The organism is Bacillus sp. AFS031507 (assembly GCF_002584635.1).
Classification (GTDB): Bacteria; Bacillota; Bacilli; order Bacillales; family Cytobacillaceae; genus Neobacillus.
This window is the reverse complement of the sequence record NZ_NUOW01000014.1, coordinates 113,451-129,429: the sequence shown is the minus strand read 5'-3', so window position 1 is coordinate 129,429 and position 15,979 is coordinate 113,451. Positions and strand designations below refer to the sequence as shown.

The window sequence follows — 15,979 nt, the reverse complement described above, 5'->3', positions numbered from 1 at the left end:
CGGTTCAAATGGTGTCTGGCACTTTATTATTTCATGTCGTATCAAAATGGACGGATGCAGCTCTATTTAATAATAATTCCGATGGCGCACTCGCATATAAATACAACCTATGCATCGGTCTGGTCATGGCTACATACAATAATTTGATGTCTAACTCTTCTTCTCTGTACGATTCTTCCATGGTAAGAATCAGTACGGCATCAAATTCCAATCCTTTTGAAAGGTATGAAGGTAGGATCACTACGCATCCCTTTTTCATATCTTCTTTTTCTTCTAATAACTGAATTGGAAGATTGCTATTCTCCAGCATTTTATGTATTCGTAAGCACTCTTTGTCTGTTCTTCCAATAATCGCAATCGAGTTAAGTTCTTCCTCTTTGAGTAAATCAATATCATGTTCAAGTATCTTTTTTACCTGTTCCAAATTGCCAGGGTCAATTTTCGTAAAACATGGTTTGTCCCCATGTCGAATGACTGGTTCTACTTTTGGTAAGTCTTTATCCATGATAGAAAGAATGTCATTGGCTAATTGCATAATTTCGACTGTCGTTCGATAACTCTTTTGTAAAGCTTGATAATTAGCATTTGGGAAAATGTCGTTTACTAATGGTTCCCAGCTGTTTAACCCTCGATAGGAATGAATCCCTTGGGCTAAATCTCCCACGATCGTAAACAATTCTGTTTCAAAACCTTCTTTTAGTGCGGCAAATTGGAAATAGCTATAGTCCTGTGCCTCATCTATGAAAACACTTTTCATTTTATATGGTTCTTCAATACCTTCTAATTTAGATTTCATGTAAAATATTGGAGCTAAATCCTCAAGCTCTAGCGCCTTTTTATCAAAAATCCTTTGACAATAGTTACTTAACCTCTTGCATTCTAACTCGGAAAGCGTACGAGAATATTTTTGTAACAGTTCAGGCGACGTCATTAGTTCCTTATATAAGGTAAAAATATCTTTTTTAACAAAAGGTGCCATATAATTTTTTATCGCTACCTTCGATTCTTTTTCCACCATACTTATTCTTTTTTCTTTCGAATCCATGAAGCTGACTACTTTTTCCGTTCTTTTTTCTGAATCCAGCCTGCTGCTAAAAAGGAGCTTTTCTAATGCATCATCGTATTTCGTATTAATTTTTGAAAGAATCATCGATTTTTTTATTCTTAGATCATTTGCTAATAGATTTTTAATTTTATCCAATCTCTTATAGATAGGTAAGTATTGAAATTCATTGATAAATAGTTTTTTGAGTTTCCCCCCTCTCATAAGTCGTGATTTTTCAATCATAAAATCCTCGGAAGGTGCCAAATTAAACTCAATTTCTTTTAAATAATGGTCAATTAACTCCTTAAAATCCAGCGATCCTTTAAAACTAGAAACCCATTGGATCCTTTTTGATTTTTCGTTTCCGTTAATAAGCGCCATTAATTTTGAATTAGGAGATATTAATGTTAATTTCTTCCCCAAACAATTTCTCATAAACTCTATATAGGTGGTTTGTTTAATTTTGTTTACCCCTAGATCAGGCAGAACGGCTGAAATATAATCGATAAACAATTTATTAGGTGCAAGAATCATTAATTTTTCTGGAGGAAATCGATATCCAGAAGAGTAGAGAAAGTAGGAAATTCGATGGAGAGCAATGGTTGTTTTTCCACTTCCAGCCGCTCCTTGAACGATTATGGGGTGTTTAAGTGAAGCTCGAATGACTTCATTTTGCTCATTTTGGATGGTCGCGACAATTTCTGTTAAGCGATTATCCGCTTTTCCTGATAAGGATTTCTGCAATAGTTCATCATGTGTGGTTAAATCGATATCTCGAATCTCTTTTAATAGTCCATTTTCGATTTCATACTGCCGCTTTAAAGATAAATAGCCACTTTGCGTTTCTCCGTAGGCATCATAAGTCACATTTCCTAACCGGCCATCATAGTAAACATTTGCAATCGGTGATCGCCAATCGACAATAATCGGAATCTGATTCACACGGTCAAACAGTGAGGCTTTCCCAATATATAAAATCTCTTCTTTGGTGTCACCACTGCTTGTAAAATTGATTCTCGAGAAATATGGTTTCCCGATGACGCTTGCTAACCGTTCCAATTCACTTTCGGCCAATTCTAAGTATTGAGCATTCGTTAAAAGATTCATGTAGCTTAAACTACTGTCTGACGTATCTAGTTCAGCAAAGGCTTCTTTCAAATTCTCGACAAACTGTTCTTTATTTCCCTTCGATATTTCCAGAACGCTTTTAATATATTCCTTAGTAAATTCTAGGCGTTCCACTTCTGTTTGATAATCTTTATGATTACGAACTGATATTTGTTTTTTCGAGCTCATTCTCTCATCCGTCACCTCTCAATATGAGTTATACAACGGGAACTGGGACAAAAAGAAACATCTACAATTTTTTTGTAGATGCTTTTCTTTACAATGGAGCTATATTTTACCATTTTACAAGTGTTAATACAAACTTTTTATTGTTAAACGGTGAATATACTAGTCGATTTTCTTGCCGACATTTATTGACGCAGACATACAATACACGTGCAGACTTTATCTTCCCTTGTTTTTAACCTTTGAAAAATAGTAAAGCAATTAGGAAAATAATCAATCCTATTAAGAAAATAGGACCAATACCTGTACTGTATACAAAATAAATTCTAATATGGAGAATCGCATGAATAATCAGAATGACCAGTAAGCAGAAAAGCAAAAAAATAGTTAACTGTACATTTTTATTTCGATTTCGATTCAAAGAATTGGCTCCCTTCTAGAAGCTCTACAGGGACACTTAATGGACTAACCTACTCTTGTTTTTTTATATAAATATTTTAAGGTTGCTTGAATTATTCCTTCCTCTAAAAAAACCGACCTCTGATTTATTCAGAAAGGTCGGTTTTTTTTAGAGGAATTTATTTTGTTTGAGAAATTTGGGTAACTATTTGGGTTAATGCCTCGTTGATTGGCGTAATTGGACGACCGAGAACCTTTTCAAAATCATTACTTTCAACTGCTAATGAACCATTTCGAATACTCTCTTGAATTCCAACTACAATCGGAATGACAAAATCCGGTAAACCTAGACCTTTCATGATTTCGACATAAGTCTCGTCAGTGACTTGTTGAACAGGTATTTCTTTACCCAATACAACTCCAAGAGCAGATGCTAATTCTTCTTGAGTTAATAGAGGCGCAGAAAGTTCATAAACCTTATTTTCGTGACCGTTTCCGACAAGCACGGCTGCTGCTGCATCTGCATAATCTTGTTGTAGTGCCCAGCCTACTTTGCCTGTTCCAGCTGAAGTTACCCATGGAGCACCTGCCAACGCCCCTTGAATGCTCCCAATTTCGTTTTCCAAATACCAATTGTTACGCAAGAAAGTATATGGAATCCCTGTTTTAATGATTGCAACTTCTGTCGCAACATGAGGCGGTGCCATTAAATTTGTGCTTTCTGTTGCATTAGCCAAACTTGTATAAGCGATAAATTTCACTCCAGCCCGTTCAGCTGCTGCGACTGCATCTGTATGCTGAGGAATTCTTGTTTCATTGTCACCATCCGCAGAAATAATTAATAAACGATCAATCCCTGCAAAAGCAGTATCTAATGTTTCTGGAAGGTCAAAATCTCCTTTTCGAACTTCTACTCCACGAGCTCGTAATCCTTCTGCTTTCTCCGGATTACGTACACTGACAGCCAATTGATTCGCTGGTACAGTTTTTAATAAGGTATCCACTACTTTTGATCCCAATTTTCCTGTTGCACCTGTTACTAATATTTTCATTTGATATTCCTCCAATTGTTTTATTGTTAAAATTATTTTTATTATTGACTTTAACTTGTAATCGAATTGATTACCTGTAATCATTTTAATAACATGCTGATCTTTTGTCAACGTAAAAAACCATTTATATATTTTCTTCGTAATTTTGGTATAATACACTTGTAATCAAATTGATTACATTATAATAATATGGAGATATTAAAGTGTAGAGACAATAGAGAAGGTGAGTAAAGATGTCGGTTAGCAGCCGTTTTGCAGTTGGAATTCATATATTAACACTTCTTGAGGTTAATAAAGGTGGGGTAAACTCATCAGAGTATATTGCGGGAAGTGTCAATACAAATCCAGCCGTGATCAGAAAAATAATGGGCATGTTAAAAAAAGCAGGATTAGTAAATGTACGACCTGGTATTGCTGGGGCTGAACTGGCAAAGGATCTATCTACTATTACCTTGTTGGATGTTTATAAAGCAGTTAATGTTGTCCAGGAGAAAGAATTGTTTAGCATACATGAAAATCCCAATCCTAATTGTCCCGTTGGAAGAAATATTCAAAATACAATTGGTCCACTGTTTTCAATTGCCGAGACGGCATTGGAGAAAGCTCTCGGAAATGTAACCATTGAGGATGTAGTCAGGGATATTACTAAAAAAGAGAAAGTTAATAGAATGTAAAAATACAATAGAGAAAGCCGAGGATACCGTACTCCTCGGCTCTCAATTTGCATAAAACTGATTTTTAACTAAAGGTAATAGTTTTCAGATATAACCTAGCTGAAAACCCTTAGTCGTAAGGTAGTATGACCGGCAAGATGCTCTTACTTTTTATAGCTGAGACCAAAGCCGAAGGTGTAGTCGTCACCCGCTGCATTTGTGTAGGTATAGTCAAACTTTTCGGCGTAGCCTGGAACATCAGACGCGTTCATTTCTACAGCCTCTTGATTGGATGGGATCGTGATTGGCAGCTTACCTGTTGGGTTGAAGCGTCCGCGAAGGACATCAAGTAGTGCTTCAGCCTTGACGCTGTAAGTAGCCACGACTGATGCAGCGGCAGGCTCTACCTCATCGATAACCCATGGATTGGTCATGTTGATTACCAGGGTAGTTGGGACTTTTTCTTCGATTTGTTTAACTTTTGCAACGTCAATTCCGGTGTTCGTGCCTAATTTAATGTCTACAGTAGAGTTGTCAGGTAACTCGTATGGACTTGGACGCAGCCAAACAACAGCGGCAGTTGCTTCACCAAGTGTGTCAACGATCGTTACTGTTGGGTCTTCCTTCGCAATCATCTTCTTCATTGCCTCTGTACGACTGGCACTGTTGGAACCGCTAAACACTTCTACGTATAGCTTTGTATGTGCGATTTTTTCATCAGTCAGCGGCAGCATTCCCTGATTGTTGCGGAGAAGCGTAACGGACTTAAGATGCGCTTCGTCTGCTCTGGCCTGTGATTTTTCTGAGCTGGCAATGGCCTGAGCTTCTGCAGGGTCGGTATATGGATCCTCGAAAAGTCCAAGGTTGAATATTTCAGTAAGTAGCTGGGACACGGAAGGACCTAGGTCCTTCTCTTTAATTAAGCCTTTATTTACAGCAGAGATAAGGCCGCTTGGGTCGTTGTTGTCAGAGAAAATGTTTGTTCCTGCATCGATTGCCTTCGCAAATTTCTCTTCAATCGTTAGGTTATGCACGCCCCAGTCGCGGTTGGTCAGCACACCGCTATCGCTGTTGACGTATCCTTTAAAGCCCATCCGGTCACGGAGCAGGTCAGTGAGGAGGGTCTTGTTGTAAGCACCGGCTACCTCTTCGAACTGCTGTGTCTCCGATTGCCAAAGCTCACGTGGAAGCTGTGCAGCGCTGCCCTCATTTTTAGGGACATTGTAGTATGACATGACCGAGCTCACTCCAGCATCGATGGCAGCTTGGAACGGAGGCAGCTGGTATTTGTAAAGGCTGCCAGGCGTTGGATAGGTCGCAAACTGACCAGCCTCATTGTGCGGGTCGAGGCCACGGACGACAGCTCCGTCACCAGGGAAATGCTTAACGGTCTGGGCGACAGACTTGCTGCTGAGCTCCTCACCTTGGAAACCAAGGACGAGTTCTTTTGCAATTTTTGCGTTCAACGTTGGGTCTTCCCCAAAGGTACCGGAAATGCGGCGCCAGCGTGGTTCAGTCGCAGTTTCAATCTGGTATCCGTAATTCTTTTGGATGCCGGCAGCGCGCCACTCGTCGGCTGCAATCTCGGCGAAGTCGCGAATGAGGCTGAGGTCACGCGTTGCCGCAAGACCCAGGGTTCCAGGCCAGGTGGAGAATTGACCGGAGGCCTCGCTGATGCCGAACTCGTTCTGTTCATTTATGTTATTCCTCGGATTAGAGGTGAAAACGATCGGAATACCCAGTGGTGAAGCCTCGGCAATCTCCTGATATTGGTTCGCTCGTTCAGCTAGTGCTGCAGCTGAAGGATTATCTCGGATGATAAGGTAGCGAATGTGGCGTTTATTGATGTAATCGTTGATAGCGGTAGTGCTAAGTGATGTGATTTGCATGATGCCTGCTTTCTCCTCCATGCTCATTCGCGGCAGGAGATCGGCTACACGCTTTTCGGTGGACAAGCGCCAGTCCTCGTAAGGATCAAGCTTGCCATTAGCATTGAGATCTTTGAATAGACGTTGACCAATCTTAATAGTGGGCTTAACATGTGCTTCAACCGATGGCGCCTTTTTCCCACCAGCATTTGAATGGTCCAGTGGTGAGGCAAATGCCCCGCCAGCAAGTGTGGCAGCCGCCACACTTGTGATAAGAGAAGACATAACCATTTTTCTTAACCGTTTCGATTTTTTTGCCAATTTTGCTACCCCCTTGAAATTTTGTTAAGAGTGAATCATAAAAGCGTTTGCATAAAAATATCTATATTTTCCCTCCTTTGCCCCCAAGAGCTTGACGTTCAATATTTGTAACCGGATACAAAATGGGACAATTTAATTATACGAAAATTAAGATAATTAACCGTTGTATTAATTTTAGGTTTTTTTGTGTTATTTTTATTTTTTATCTTCATAGTTAAATTCCGGTGACACACGGGCTTTTTTATAACGACCTTTTATGACTATTAATCACTGTAACGGGCCTTATGAACGGTTTATAACGACCTTTTCCTCTTATTTATCTCTGAAACGGGCTTTATGAAATGGTTTTCTTCCCAATGTTCACTTGCATCATTGCTAAAAAACCTATTAAGCCATTTCTTTTCCTCTTCCAATAAGGAATTAAAAGGACATGGTCAGGAACAAGAAATTATTAATATTTCGTGATCATCAAAAAAAGTGTCAGGCACCATCCAATTATCTGGTTGGTGCCTGACACTCATTTATTCGTTACCTATTATTCATTTTAACAATGTATTCAGGAAGTCTAGTCTCTGTTTTGCATTCTCTTTAATAATGATATCTACACCCGTATCAACAACTTTTTCAACATTTTCTCCCTTTGTTACTTTCAATGCTGTTTCAACGCTTAAATATCCCATATCATAAGGATTTTGTGCTACTGTACTAGATATCGTTCCATCCTTGATTAACTTCAGCATATCAGGAATTCCGTCTGCTCCGATGACTGGTATCGTAACACCTTGTTCCTCCAATACCTTAATTACAAGTAAAGCAGAAATGTCATTTGTAGCAAAGACTCCCTTAATATCCTGATGATCACGCAATATCTTTGTCATTTCTTTCTTTACTGTTTTGGGATCATCCGATATCCCTATTTTTTCAGCCGCCAAGATGATCCCCGCATCTTTTAAAGCCATTTTAGCGCCATTCATCCGTTCTCTAAATACTGAAATGGACAAATCGCCACCGATAATGGCCACTTTATTTCCAGGTTGAAGCTGCGAGGCTAGAAGTGAGCCTGCTTTTTTTCCTAAATCCACGTTATCGGTACCGATATAAGAAGTTTTATTTTCCAATGGAAAATCATTATCTACTAGTAATACAGGAGTTTTTTTGATATCAGTAAACTTTTCCAGTAAAGGAAGAACCGTTGAATCCGTCGGTGCGACAATTAATACATCTGGATTTTCTTGATAGGTCTTCTCTAATAATCTACGTTGTTCTTCAGCAGATTCATTACGTGGTGCGATAACCTTCCCATCGATGCCAAAATCACTGAACCCTTTTTCAGCGCCTGCTTTAATGATTTTCCAATATTGTATGTCTAAACTTTTTAAAACAACGACCACTTTCGGTTTTTCATCTACAAATGAATTAGAAATAAAACTTATAATGATGACAGAAATAACCGCTCCTACAAAATAAACTAGTTTTCTATTTTTTAACAATACATCCTCCCCTCTCTCTTATTTTAAGAATAGTAACGATCAGTTATTAAGAATGGGATTTAATTGAAAGCAAATCGAGAAAATGGTCCCCTCATCCCCCGTTGTTATATCAATTTCAGCGTGGTGTCGTTTTGCTACACTGTAGCAAATAGCCAAACCTAATCCTGTTCCCGTTTCCTTCGTTGTAAAGAAAGGTGTTCCTAATTTTTGGAGAACGTCCGGGCTGATGCCATGACCCTGATCTTTTATTTCTAAAATGACGGCTTGGTTTTTTGTATATGTTTTTATCGTAAGTTTTCCATTCGACGACATGGCATCGAGTCCATTAAGGGCGATATTTAAGATTAGCTGACGGATTTCTTTTTGATCGAGATAAATATCCGGACACTTATTTAAATCAAGCTTAACTTGTTTATTTGACCGAAAAGCCTCCGCTTGAATTAGGGGAGATAATGCTTCTAGTATCGTATTTAAGTTTTGCTTTTTCTTCACACTGACCTTGTTTTTGGCTAAATTAAGAAATTCAGTAATAATCGCGTTCGCCCTACGTAATTCATCTAACATCAAATCAATAATCTCTGCTGATAAATTAGCACTGTTATTCCTTGATAATTGTAAAAACCCTTGAACAGTTGTCATCGGATTTCTAATTTCATGGGCAATTCCTGCTGCCATCTCACCGATTAAATTCAACCGATCTAATCGTGACATCTCCTTCTCCAGGTGAACGGTATCGGTAATATCTGTTAAAACAATTAGCGTACATGGTTCTGGATCGATATCAATCATTTCAGTCGATAATAATCCGTCTCGAATATCTCCGTTTTTCGTTTTATAGCTAATTTTCTTATTACGAATTTTCCGATCAAGATTAATAGGTTTCCCCGTTGATTCATCGACAAAATTCTTCAAATTTATTTTGTGTTTTTCCAACTCATCTTGCCTATAACCAGTAAATTTTATCCAACTAGTATTTACTTCAATAAAGGTTAAGTTCTTCTGCGAAAAAATCGCCATTAGGCAGGGACTAGATTCAAAAATTTTACGAAATCTTTCTTGGGAACGGTAGAGATGATTGGCGATTCTTTCTCGTTCCTCTATCTCTTCTTGTAGTTTCTCGTTAGCCCTTATCAGTTCTAGTGTGCGTTCTTCAACTATTTGTTCCATATTATTGAATTGGAGTTTTTTAATTTCTTCTATCTGCTTTCTTTCTGTAACGTCTCGAATCGAACAAACAAAAAGCTGTTGATTTTCAACTGTGGTTTCACCAATTAGAATGTCCGCATGAAAGTGACTTTCATCTTTCCGAATAGCGACCGATTCTATCACCTTTCCGACAGATTGCTTGATTGAGGAAAAGAATGAAAACGAAGAATCCTGGACGTCGTTACCCATCCATTTTAGAAAAAGCATTACCACATGTTTACCGATTAATTCCTCAGCCTTGTAACCAAACATGCTTTTTATAGCTGGATTCACTGATAGAATAGAACATTGATCGTCAAACGTAAGGATCGTGTCGACAATGGTTTCACCAATAACTTTGGATAATGCCTCTGTCCGCCGTAAATTTAACGTTGTTCTATCTAACTTTTTATTCACTTTATTCAGTTCAACCTTCCGTTCTCGATCGGATTGAATGATATTTTCATTGTGATTTTGATATATCTTAACAAATTGTTCGATTTTCTGCTTCAATGTTTTTGGATTAAAGGGTTTAAAAATATAATCAATGGCCCCTACTGCATACCCTTGATGCACATGTTCCATATCTTGACTTATGGCTGTGATAAAAATGATCGGGATGTGTCTTGTTTTTTCTCGAGCCTTAATAAGCTTCGCCGTTTCAAATCCATTTAGACCAGGCATCTGTACGTCCAGTAAAATTACAGCAAAATCTTGTTTTAACATACATTTTAACGCTTCTTTTCCTGAATTCGCACTTACTAAGTGATAATTGGGTGAAGTAAGTACAGCTCTCAATGCTAATAGATTTTCGGGATGATCATCCACCATTAAAATATTTACCTTTTTGGAATGGGGACTATTTAACTTTTCGATAGATTTTTTCTGATGCGTCAAATTCTCCGTAACAGTGTTCATAACTAGTAAATTTTATCCCCTCTCTTTTACCCAACCCAAGAAAACCTGAAGGGCTTAGGCTATTATATAATAACGTATGGACATGATTTTGAAGATCCTTATTAAAATAGATAAATACATTTCGGCATATAATGATATCAAACTCGTTAAATGATTGATCCGTTACTAAATCATGCTGGGCAAACACAACATTTTTTTGCAAAAAGGGATGGAAAAAAACCTTATCATCCACTGCCTTATAGTATTCTGAAAAGGCCCTCTTACCGCCTGCCTCGATATAGTTTTTGGTAAAGAGCTGCATCCGATCTAATGGAAAGGTACCTTGCTTTGCCTTTTCTAGAACACCTTTGTTTATATCGGTGGCAAACATTCTCGTTTTATCGTAAATCCCTTCTTCATGTAAGAGAATAGACATAGAATAGACCTCTTCCCCTGAAGAGCAGCCAACATGCCAAATTCGAATTTCAGGATAATCTCTTACTAAAGGGATGACCTTGGTTCGGAATGACTTAAAAAATGAAGGATCCCGGAACATCTCTGTCACATTAATCGAGAATTCAGAAAGCAATTCCCCCATGACTACTGAATCGCGTAGTACCTTTTCTTGAAGAGCCGAAATACTTGTAAGATTCTCCTTACAAACACGATGGCGAATTCTCCTTTGGATAAACGGAAAGGCGTAGTTTCGAAAATCATAACCATAATAACGAAATACGGCCTCTAGCAGTAATTCTATTTCAATTCTTTCTATCTCTTCTGACTGTAGAATATCAGGTGTCTTTATCAAATTTTCTAGCCCTCCTTACTATACAGCCATACTTGCATTAAGGAAAATAACTGGTCTAAGTTAATCGGCTTACTGATATAATCCGTTGCTCCAGCATCTAAACATTCTTCTCTACTGCGTTTCATTGCCTTGGCTGTAAGGGCGATGATTGGTACTGCTTGAAATTCTGTTATTTGGCGAATTTGTCGCATGGCTTCAAACCCATCCATCTCCGGCATCATAATGTCCATTAAAATTAAGTCTGTATCTGGGTTGTCCTTTAATACCTCAATCCCTTCACGGCCATTTTCTGCTATAATAATATTCATTTCATATTTTTCAAGCGCAATTGTTAAGGCATAGACATTCCGTATATCATCATCTACAATGAGTATTTTCTTGTTTTTCAAAGAAGAAATGCCGTATTGAATTTCTTGATCTTTTATATCATTAAGTGGATCATCCTCATAAAGACTTATGGCTACTTCTTCCAAAGCGGTATTTCCTACTGTTTTGTTGATCGTTTGAAAGTATGGCAAGTATAAAGTGAAGGTGCTTCCTTTCCCTTTCTTACTCGTTACCTCTATAAATCCACCTAGTAACTGAGCCATTTCTCGACTAATGGAAAGTCCTAATCCAGTGCCGCCATATTGACGACTTGTCGTTCCATCTGCTTGTTTAAAGGCATCAAATATCGTTTCTTGTTTGTCTTTATCAATGCCAATTCCCGTATCGATAACGGAAAATTCAAGCATCGATTGCTCTCGAATTCCTCCTACAAACAGGTTGCCACTGACATCTTTTATAACCTTCCGAACCTTTAATGACACACTACCACGTTCAGTAAACTTAAACGCATTTGAAAGGAGATTTTTTAAAATTTGCTGTAAACGCTGTTCATCTGTATTGAATGACCCTGATAAACTTTCTTCCATTTTGATAGTGAACTGTACATTTTTTTGAATCGAAATCGGAGTAAATTGTCGTTCGATAAAATCATGTATATCCTGTAGCTCTACCTCTGTAGGGTTTACATCTAATTTCCCTGACTCCACTTTGGCTATATCTAAAACATCGTTTATTAAATGAAGTAAATCATTACCTGATGAGTAAATCGTCTGAATATACTCTTCCTGGTCAGCGGTAAGATTTCCATCCCCGTTTTCAGCGAGTATTTGTGCTAAAATTAGTAAACTATTAAGTGGTGTTCTTAACTCATGGGACATATTCGCTAGAAACTCCGTTTTATATTGAGAGCTAAGCTCCAATTGTTGAGCTTTCTCTTCAAGCGCCTCCCTAACCTTTTCGATTTCCTTGTTCTTTTGTTCAGAGGCTATATACTGCTCTTCTAGTTTTTCATTCGTCGTTCTTAACTCCTCTTGTTGTAACTGCAGTTCTTCTGATTGAGCTTGAAGTTCTTCTGTCAAGGCTTGTGAATCTTGCAATAATCTTTCTGCTTTCATATGGCTGACAATACTGTTTATCTTAATACCAATATTATGAGTTACGGCTTCCAATAGTTTAACTTGAAGGGGACTAAAGGACTCAAATGATGCAATTTCAATGACAGCTTGTACATCATTTTCAAATTGAATCGGTAAAATAATAATATTTTTCGGTGAACCTACTCCAAGGCCTGATCTAATTTTTACGTAGTGATCAGGGACATTGGTTAGTAAGATTGAACGTTTTTCAAGTGCGCATTGTCCGATCAGACCATCTCCAAAACGAAAACGCATATAATCTTTATTATCATCTAAAGAGGCATAGGCAGAAATCTTTTTTAGATACTTCTCTCGCTCTTCCACTTCCTTAACATAAAAAACTCCATAACTAGCTCCTACCATTGGTACAAGTTTTGTAATTAACAATTCTGCTAACATCGAAACATTTTCAACCTCAGGATAAATGGTAGCAATCTCGGCAATTTTCCTATTCAGCCAACTTTGCTCTTCTGCTACTTCTTTTAATTGTTTCTCTAGCTTACTTTGTTCCTCTAGTGCATGTGCCATTTTATTAAAGGAAACTGCGATTTCACCCAACTCACCCTTAGTGGAAAGCTCAATTCGGGGCAATGAACTAAAATCACTAGTGGTAGCACTTTTCATAACAGCTGTTATTTTGTTCAGGTTATTGGTCATACCTCTAATAATCCAAAACGTGAAAGCAATTCCAATACATAAGGCAATGGCAAGATAAATGTAAATAATGGTAACAGCCATATTGTATGTATCTTTCGACCTTAAGAGCTCATTTTTCATCTTTTGTTCTTGCAATCCATAAAGAAGGTCGGCAATTTGATTCATTCTTTGTCTTAAAAGTTCAGCATCAGTCCAAAAGACAGCAGGAATTTCATACTCACTATTTAGTTTTTTTGCTGTCAAAGCTTGCTGACCCATATTTAGATATTGTTCATGCAATGTATTAAATTTTGCGATTAGTTCTTGAGATTTCTCTTCCTTATCCATTTCTTCTAGTGATTCAATCGCAGCTTGCAAATTGGTATGGGAATCTTCCCAAGAATTCGTCGCCATTAAATCGATTTCATCTCTACGTTCCGATAACACCGAATTTAACTCTAAACCTATTCTAGAAGTCTCATATTTAATATCGGAAGCCATTTTGATTCGCTCATTTAAATCATTAACAACAATATTCATATTTACTGTCGATTGTTCGAGCATGTTCATTAAAATGATTGCGATAATAAAAAACAATAGCAGTAATGAACCGATGCTCGTATAGAGCTTTGTTTTAAATTTCATAAGACCTCCATATTTCCTATCGTTTCTTAACAGGTTAATCTATTAAACTTAAATCATAGTTGTCACAAAAAATAGAATATTCAAAATGATAAAACTTCCCATTTATCAATTATCTTTCATATTTTTTTATTTTACTTTAAGTCAATATTATCGTCTACATAATATTTTATATTAATGAAGGAAAGTGGCTAATAAAAAGGATGCACATCCTTCCACCCATAATTAATAGAAAGTACATCAATAGCCTGTTAAAAATGTCCAATTTTAGAGGGTTATGAAGAATTATAGTAAATCTGAAGGTTTCACTCTTTATTGTTTTATTATTTCAATATAACAAACTTACGAGTCACTAATACCTGACGATTAACCCCCTGCTTCCATTCAATCACCTTCACTATAATACTACTACAGTTACCGTTTTTTTTCTTCACTGAGAATGGAGACAATCAAAAATTATAGGAAACATGATTTATTTCACATACAAATGAATCCAAATATTTTAGAATATTCTTTAAAAATAGAAATCAGGTGAGGGTATGACATTGTTAAAAGAATTTTCAGATTTAGAAATGTTTATAAATTCATTAAGTTCGCTAGGTGTGGACTGCTTCTTTGGCTGTGACGAACAAGAGTTAATGCTTTTGAAAGATACAAATCTCCGTTATGTACGGATGCAGCATGAGCAAGCGGCGGTTCATGCTGCAGATGGTTTCGCTCGTGCTACAGGCAAACCTGGAGTAGTCCTGCTAACCACTGCTTCAGGAATAACCAATAGCACTACTGGGATCGCAACTGCTTATAGTGACTCGGTGCCGTTAGTCATTATAGCAGGACAAATACAGGATGATCCGCTCCATACCAATCATGAAGCGTTTCTTGAATTAAACATTTCAGGACTTACAATGGCCATTACGAAGCACGCCTTAAAAATAAATAACATCGAAGGCATCCAAGAAGCTCTTAAAAATTGCCTTACGATGGCGACTAACGGGAGACCAGGACCTGTTTTGCTTGAACTCACAACAGATACAACGATGAATGTTACCCAGAACCACCGTTTAGGTCGACCACAGCTTAAAAGGAGGAATAGGATAGAAAATTCTATTAAAATGGCAAAGAGTTTAATGGAAACAGCAAGAAAGCCAGTGTTATTCATTGGGGGCGGGACCATCGCTTCAGGAGCTGCCGATTATTTAAGAGAGGTTGTAAAGCAAACTCGAATCCCTGTCGTAAGCTCCCTTATGGGGATTGGTTCTATGGAAGCAGGAAACCCGTTGTACCTGGGGATGCTCGGGATGCATGGGACGTTTGCCGCTAATAAAGCCGTCCATCATTGTGACCTTTTAATTAGTATTGGGGTTCGTTTCAGTGACCGAGTGACAGGAAGAATCAGTGGTTTTTCGCCTTCATCGAAAAAGATCCATGTGGATATAGATCCTGCTGAAATCAATAAAATCATCCCTATCGACTTGCCGATTGTCAGCGATGCAAAAGAGTTTCTATCTACATTGAAAAATCAATTAGATTATCAAAAAATTAATGAAAATACTGGAATTTGGTCAAATGAGGTGGTCGAATGGAAACGTACGGTCCCTCGTTTTGATCAATCCAACAGTGTGTTGAACCCTCAGATGGTAATTCGGCTGTTAAGTGACTCTTCCACTCAGGATACTGTTGTGGTAACGGACGTGGGTCAGCATCAAATATGGACTGCTCATCATTATGCTTTTACCAGGCCGCGGACACTGATTACATCCGGCGGATTGGAGACCATGGGCTACGGACTGCCTGCAGCAATTGGAGCAGCTGCTGCTTGTCCGGGAAGGTCTGTCATTTGTGTCTCAGGCGATGGCAGCTTTCAGATGAATCTTCAGGAATTGGTCACAGCTGTGAAGTATCAACTTCCGCTAAAAATCGCTATCTTGAATAATGGCTATCTTGGCATGGTGCGCCAATGGCAGGAACTGTTTTATCAGGGTCGGTATTCCCAAGTCAAAATGACTTCACCGAATTTCGCCCAATTGGCTCAGGCATACGGTGTAACCGGATTTAGGGCCCAGACCGAAGAAGAATCTAAGCAGATTATTGGGGAAGCATTTCAGTGTACCGGGCCAGTTCTCATGGAGTTTAATATAATGGAGGAAGAAAAGGTCTATCCGATGGTACCGCCAAACCATAACAACCATCAAACCATCCTATCTCGTTAAAAAACGCCAAACCATTG

General features: G+C 38.1%; 9 protein-coding genes. 2 read left to right on the top strand and 7 right to left on the bottom strand.

Features of this window, described 5'->3' with window-relative positions:
• Positions 1 to 31: 31 nt before the first annotated feature.
• Positions 32 to 2,341, bottom strand: a complete 2,310-nt coding sequence (gene helD / locus COE25_RS15655) for an RNA polymerase recycling motor HelD (RefSeq protein ID WP_088088277.1) — start codon at positions 2,339 to 2,341, stop codon at positions 32 to 34.
• Positions 2,342 to 2,916: 575 nt separating this feature from the next.
• Positions 2,917 to 3,789: an SDR family oxidoreductase gene (locus COE25_RS15650; protein WP_098933256.1), complete on the bottom strand. Its 873-nt coding sequence runs from the start codon at positions 3,787 to 3,789 to the stop codon at positions 2,917 to 2,919.
• A 233-nt stretch (positions 3,790 to 4,022) separates the two neighbouring features.
• Between COE25_RS15650 and COE25_RS15645 the strand changes: the two genes are divergently transcribed.
• Positions 4,023 to 4,463: an Rrf2 family transcriptional regulator gene (locus COE25_RS15645; RefSeq protein WP_088088279.1), complete on the top strand. Its 441-nt coding sequence runs from the start codon at positions 4,023 to 4,025 to the stop codon at positions 4,461 to 4,463.
• A 143-nt stretch (positions 4,464 to 4,606) separates the two neighbouring features.
• On the opposite strand, the gene COE25_RS15640 is transcribed toward COE25_RS15645, so the two are convergent.
• From COE25_RS15640 to COE25_RS15620, 5 genes are all read right to left on the bottom strand, one after another.
• Entirely contained in the window at positions 4,607 to 6,631 is a 2,025-nt protein-coding gene (locus COE25_RS15640) for a glycoside hydrolase family 3 protein (RefSeq protein WP_098933255.1), read from the bottom strand.
• Between the two features lie 539 nt (positions 6,632 to 7,170).
• On the bottom strand, positions 7,171 to 8,121 hold the full coding sequence (locus tag COE25_RS15635; RefSeq protein WP_098933254.1) for a sugar ABC transporter substrate-binding protein: 951 nt from the start codon (positions 8,119 to 8,121) through the stop codon (positions 7,171 to 7,173).
• Positions 8,122 to 8,160: 39 nt separating this feature from the next.
• Positions 8,161 to 10,224, bottom strand: coding sequence for a PAS domain S-box protein (locus COE25_RS15630; protein WP_180247511.1), 2,064 nt, complete (start codon positions 10,222 to 10,224; stop codon positions 8,161 to 8,163).
• Positions 10,166 to 11,011 carry a CheR family methyltransferase gene (locus COE25_RS15625; RefSeq protein ID WP_256942423.1) on the bottom strand — a complete coding sequence of 282 codons (846 nt, stop codon included), beginning with the start codon at positions 11,009 to 11,011 and terminating at the stop codon, positions 10,166 to 10,168. The genes COE25_RS15630 and COE25_RS15625 overlap by 59 nt, the downstream gene beginning before the upstream one ends.
• Positions 11,012 to 11,016: 5 nt before the next feature.
• Positions 11,017 to 13,755, bottom strand: a complete 2,739-nt coding sequence (locus tag COE25_RS15620; protein ID WP_088088282.1) for an ATP-binding protein — start codon at positions 13,753 to 13,755, stop codon at positions 11,017 to 11,019.
• A 536-nt stretch (positions 13,756 to 14,291) separates the two neighbouring features.
• Between COE25_RS15620 and ilvB the strand changes: the two genes are divergently transcribed.
• Positions 14,292 to 15,962 carry a biosynthetic-type acetolactate synthase large subunit gene (gene ilvB, locus COE25_RS15615; protein WP_098933253.1) on the top strand — a complete coding sequence of 557 codons (1,671 nt, stop codon included), beginning with the start codon at positions 14,292 to 14,294 and terminating at the stop codon, positions 15,960 to 15,962.
• The last annotated feature ends 17 nt before the right edge of the window (positions 15,963 to 15,979 follow it).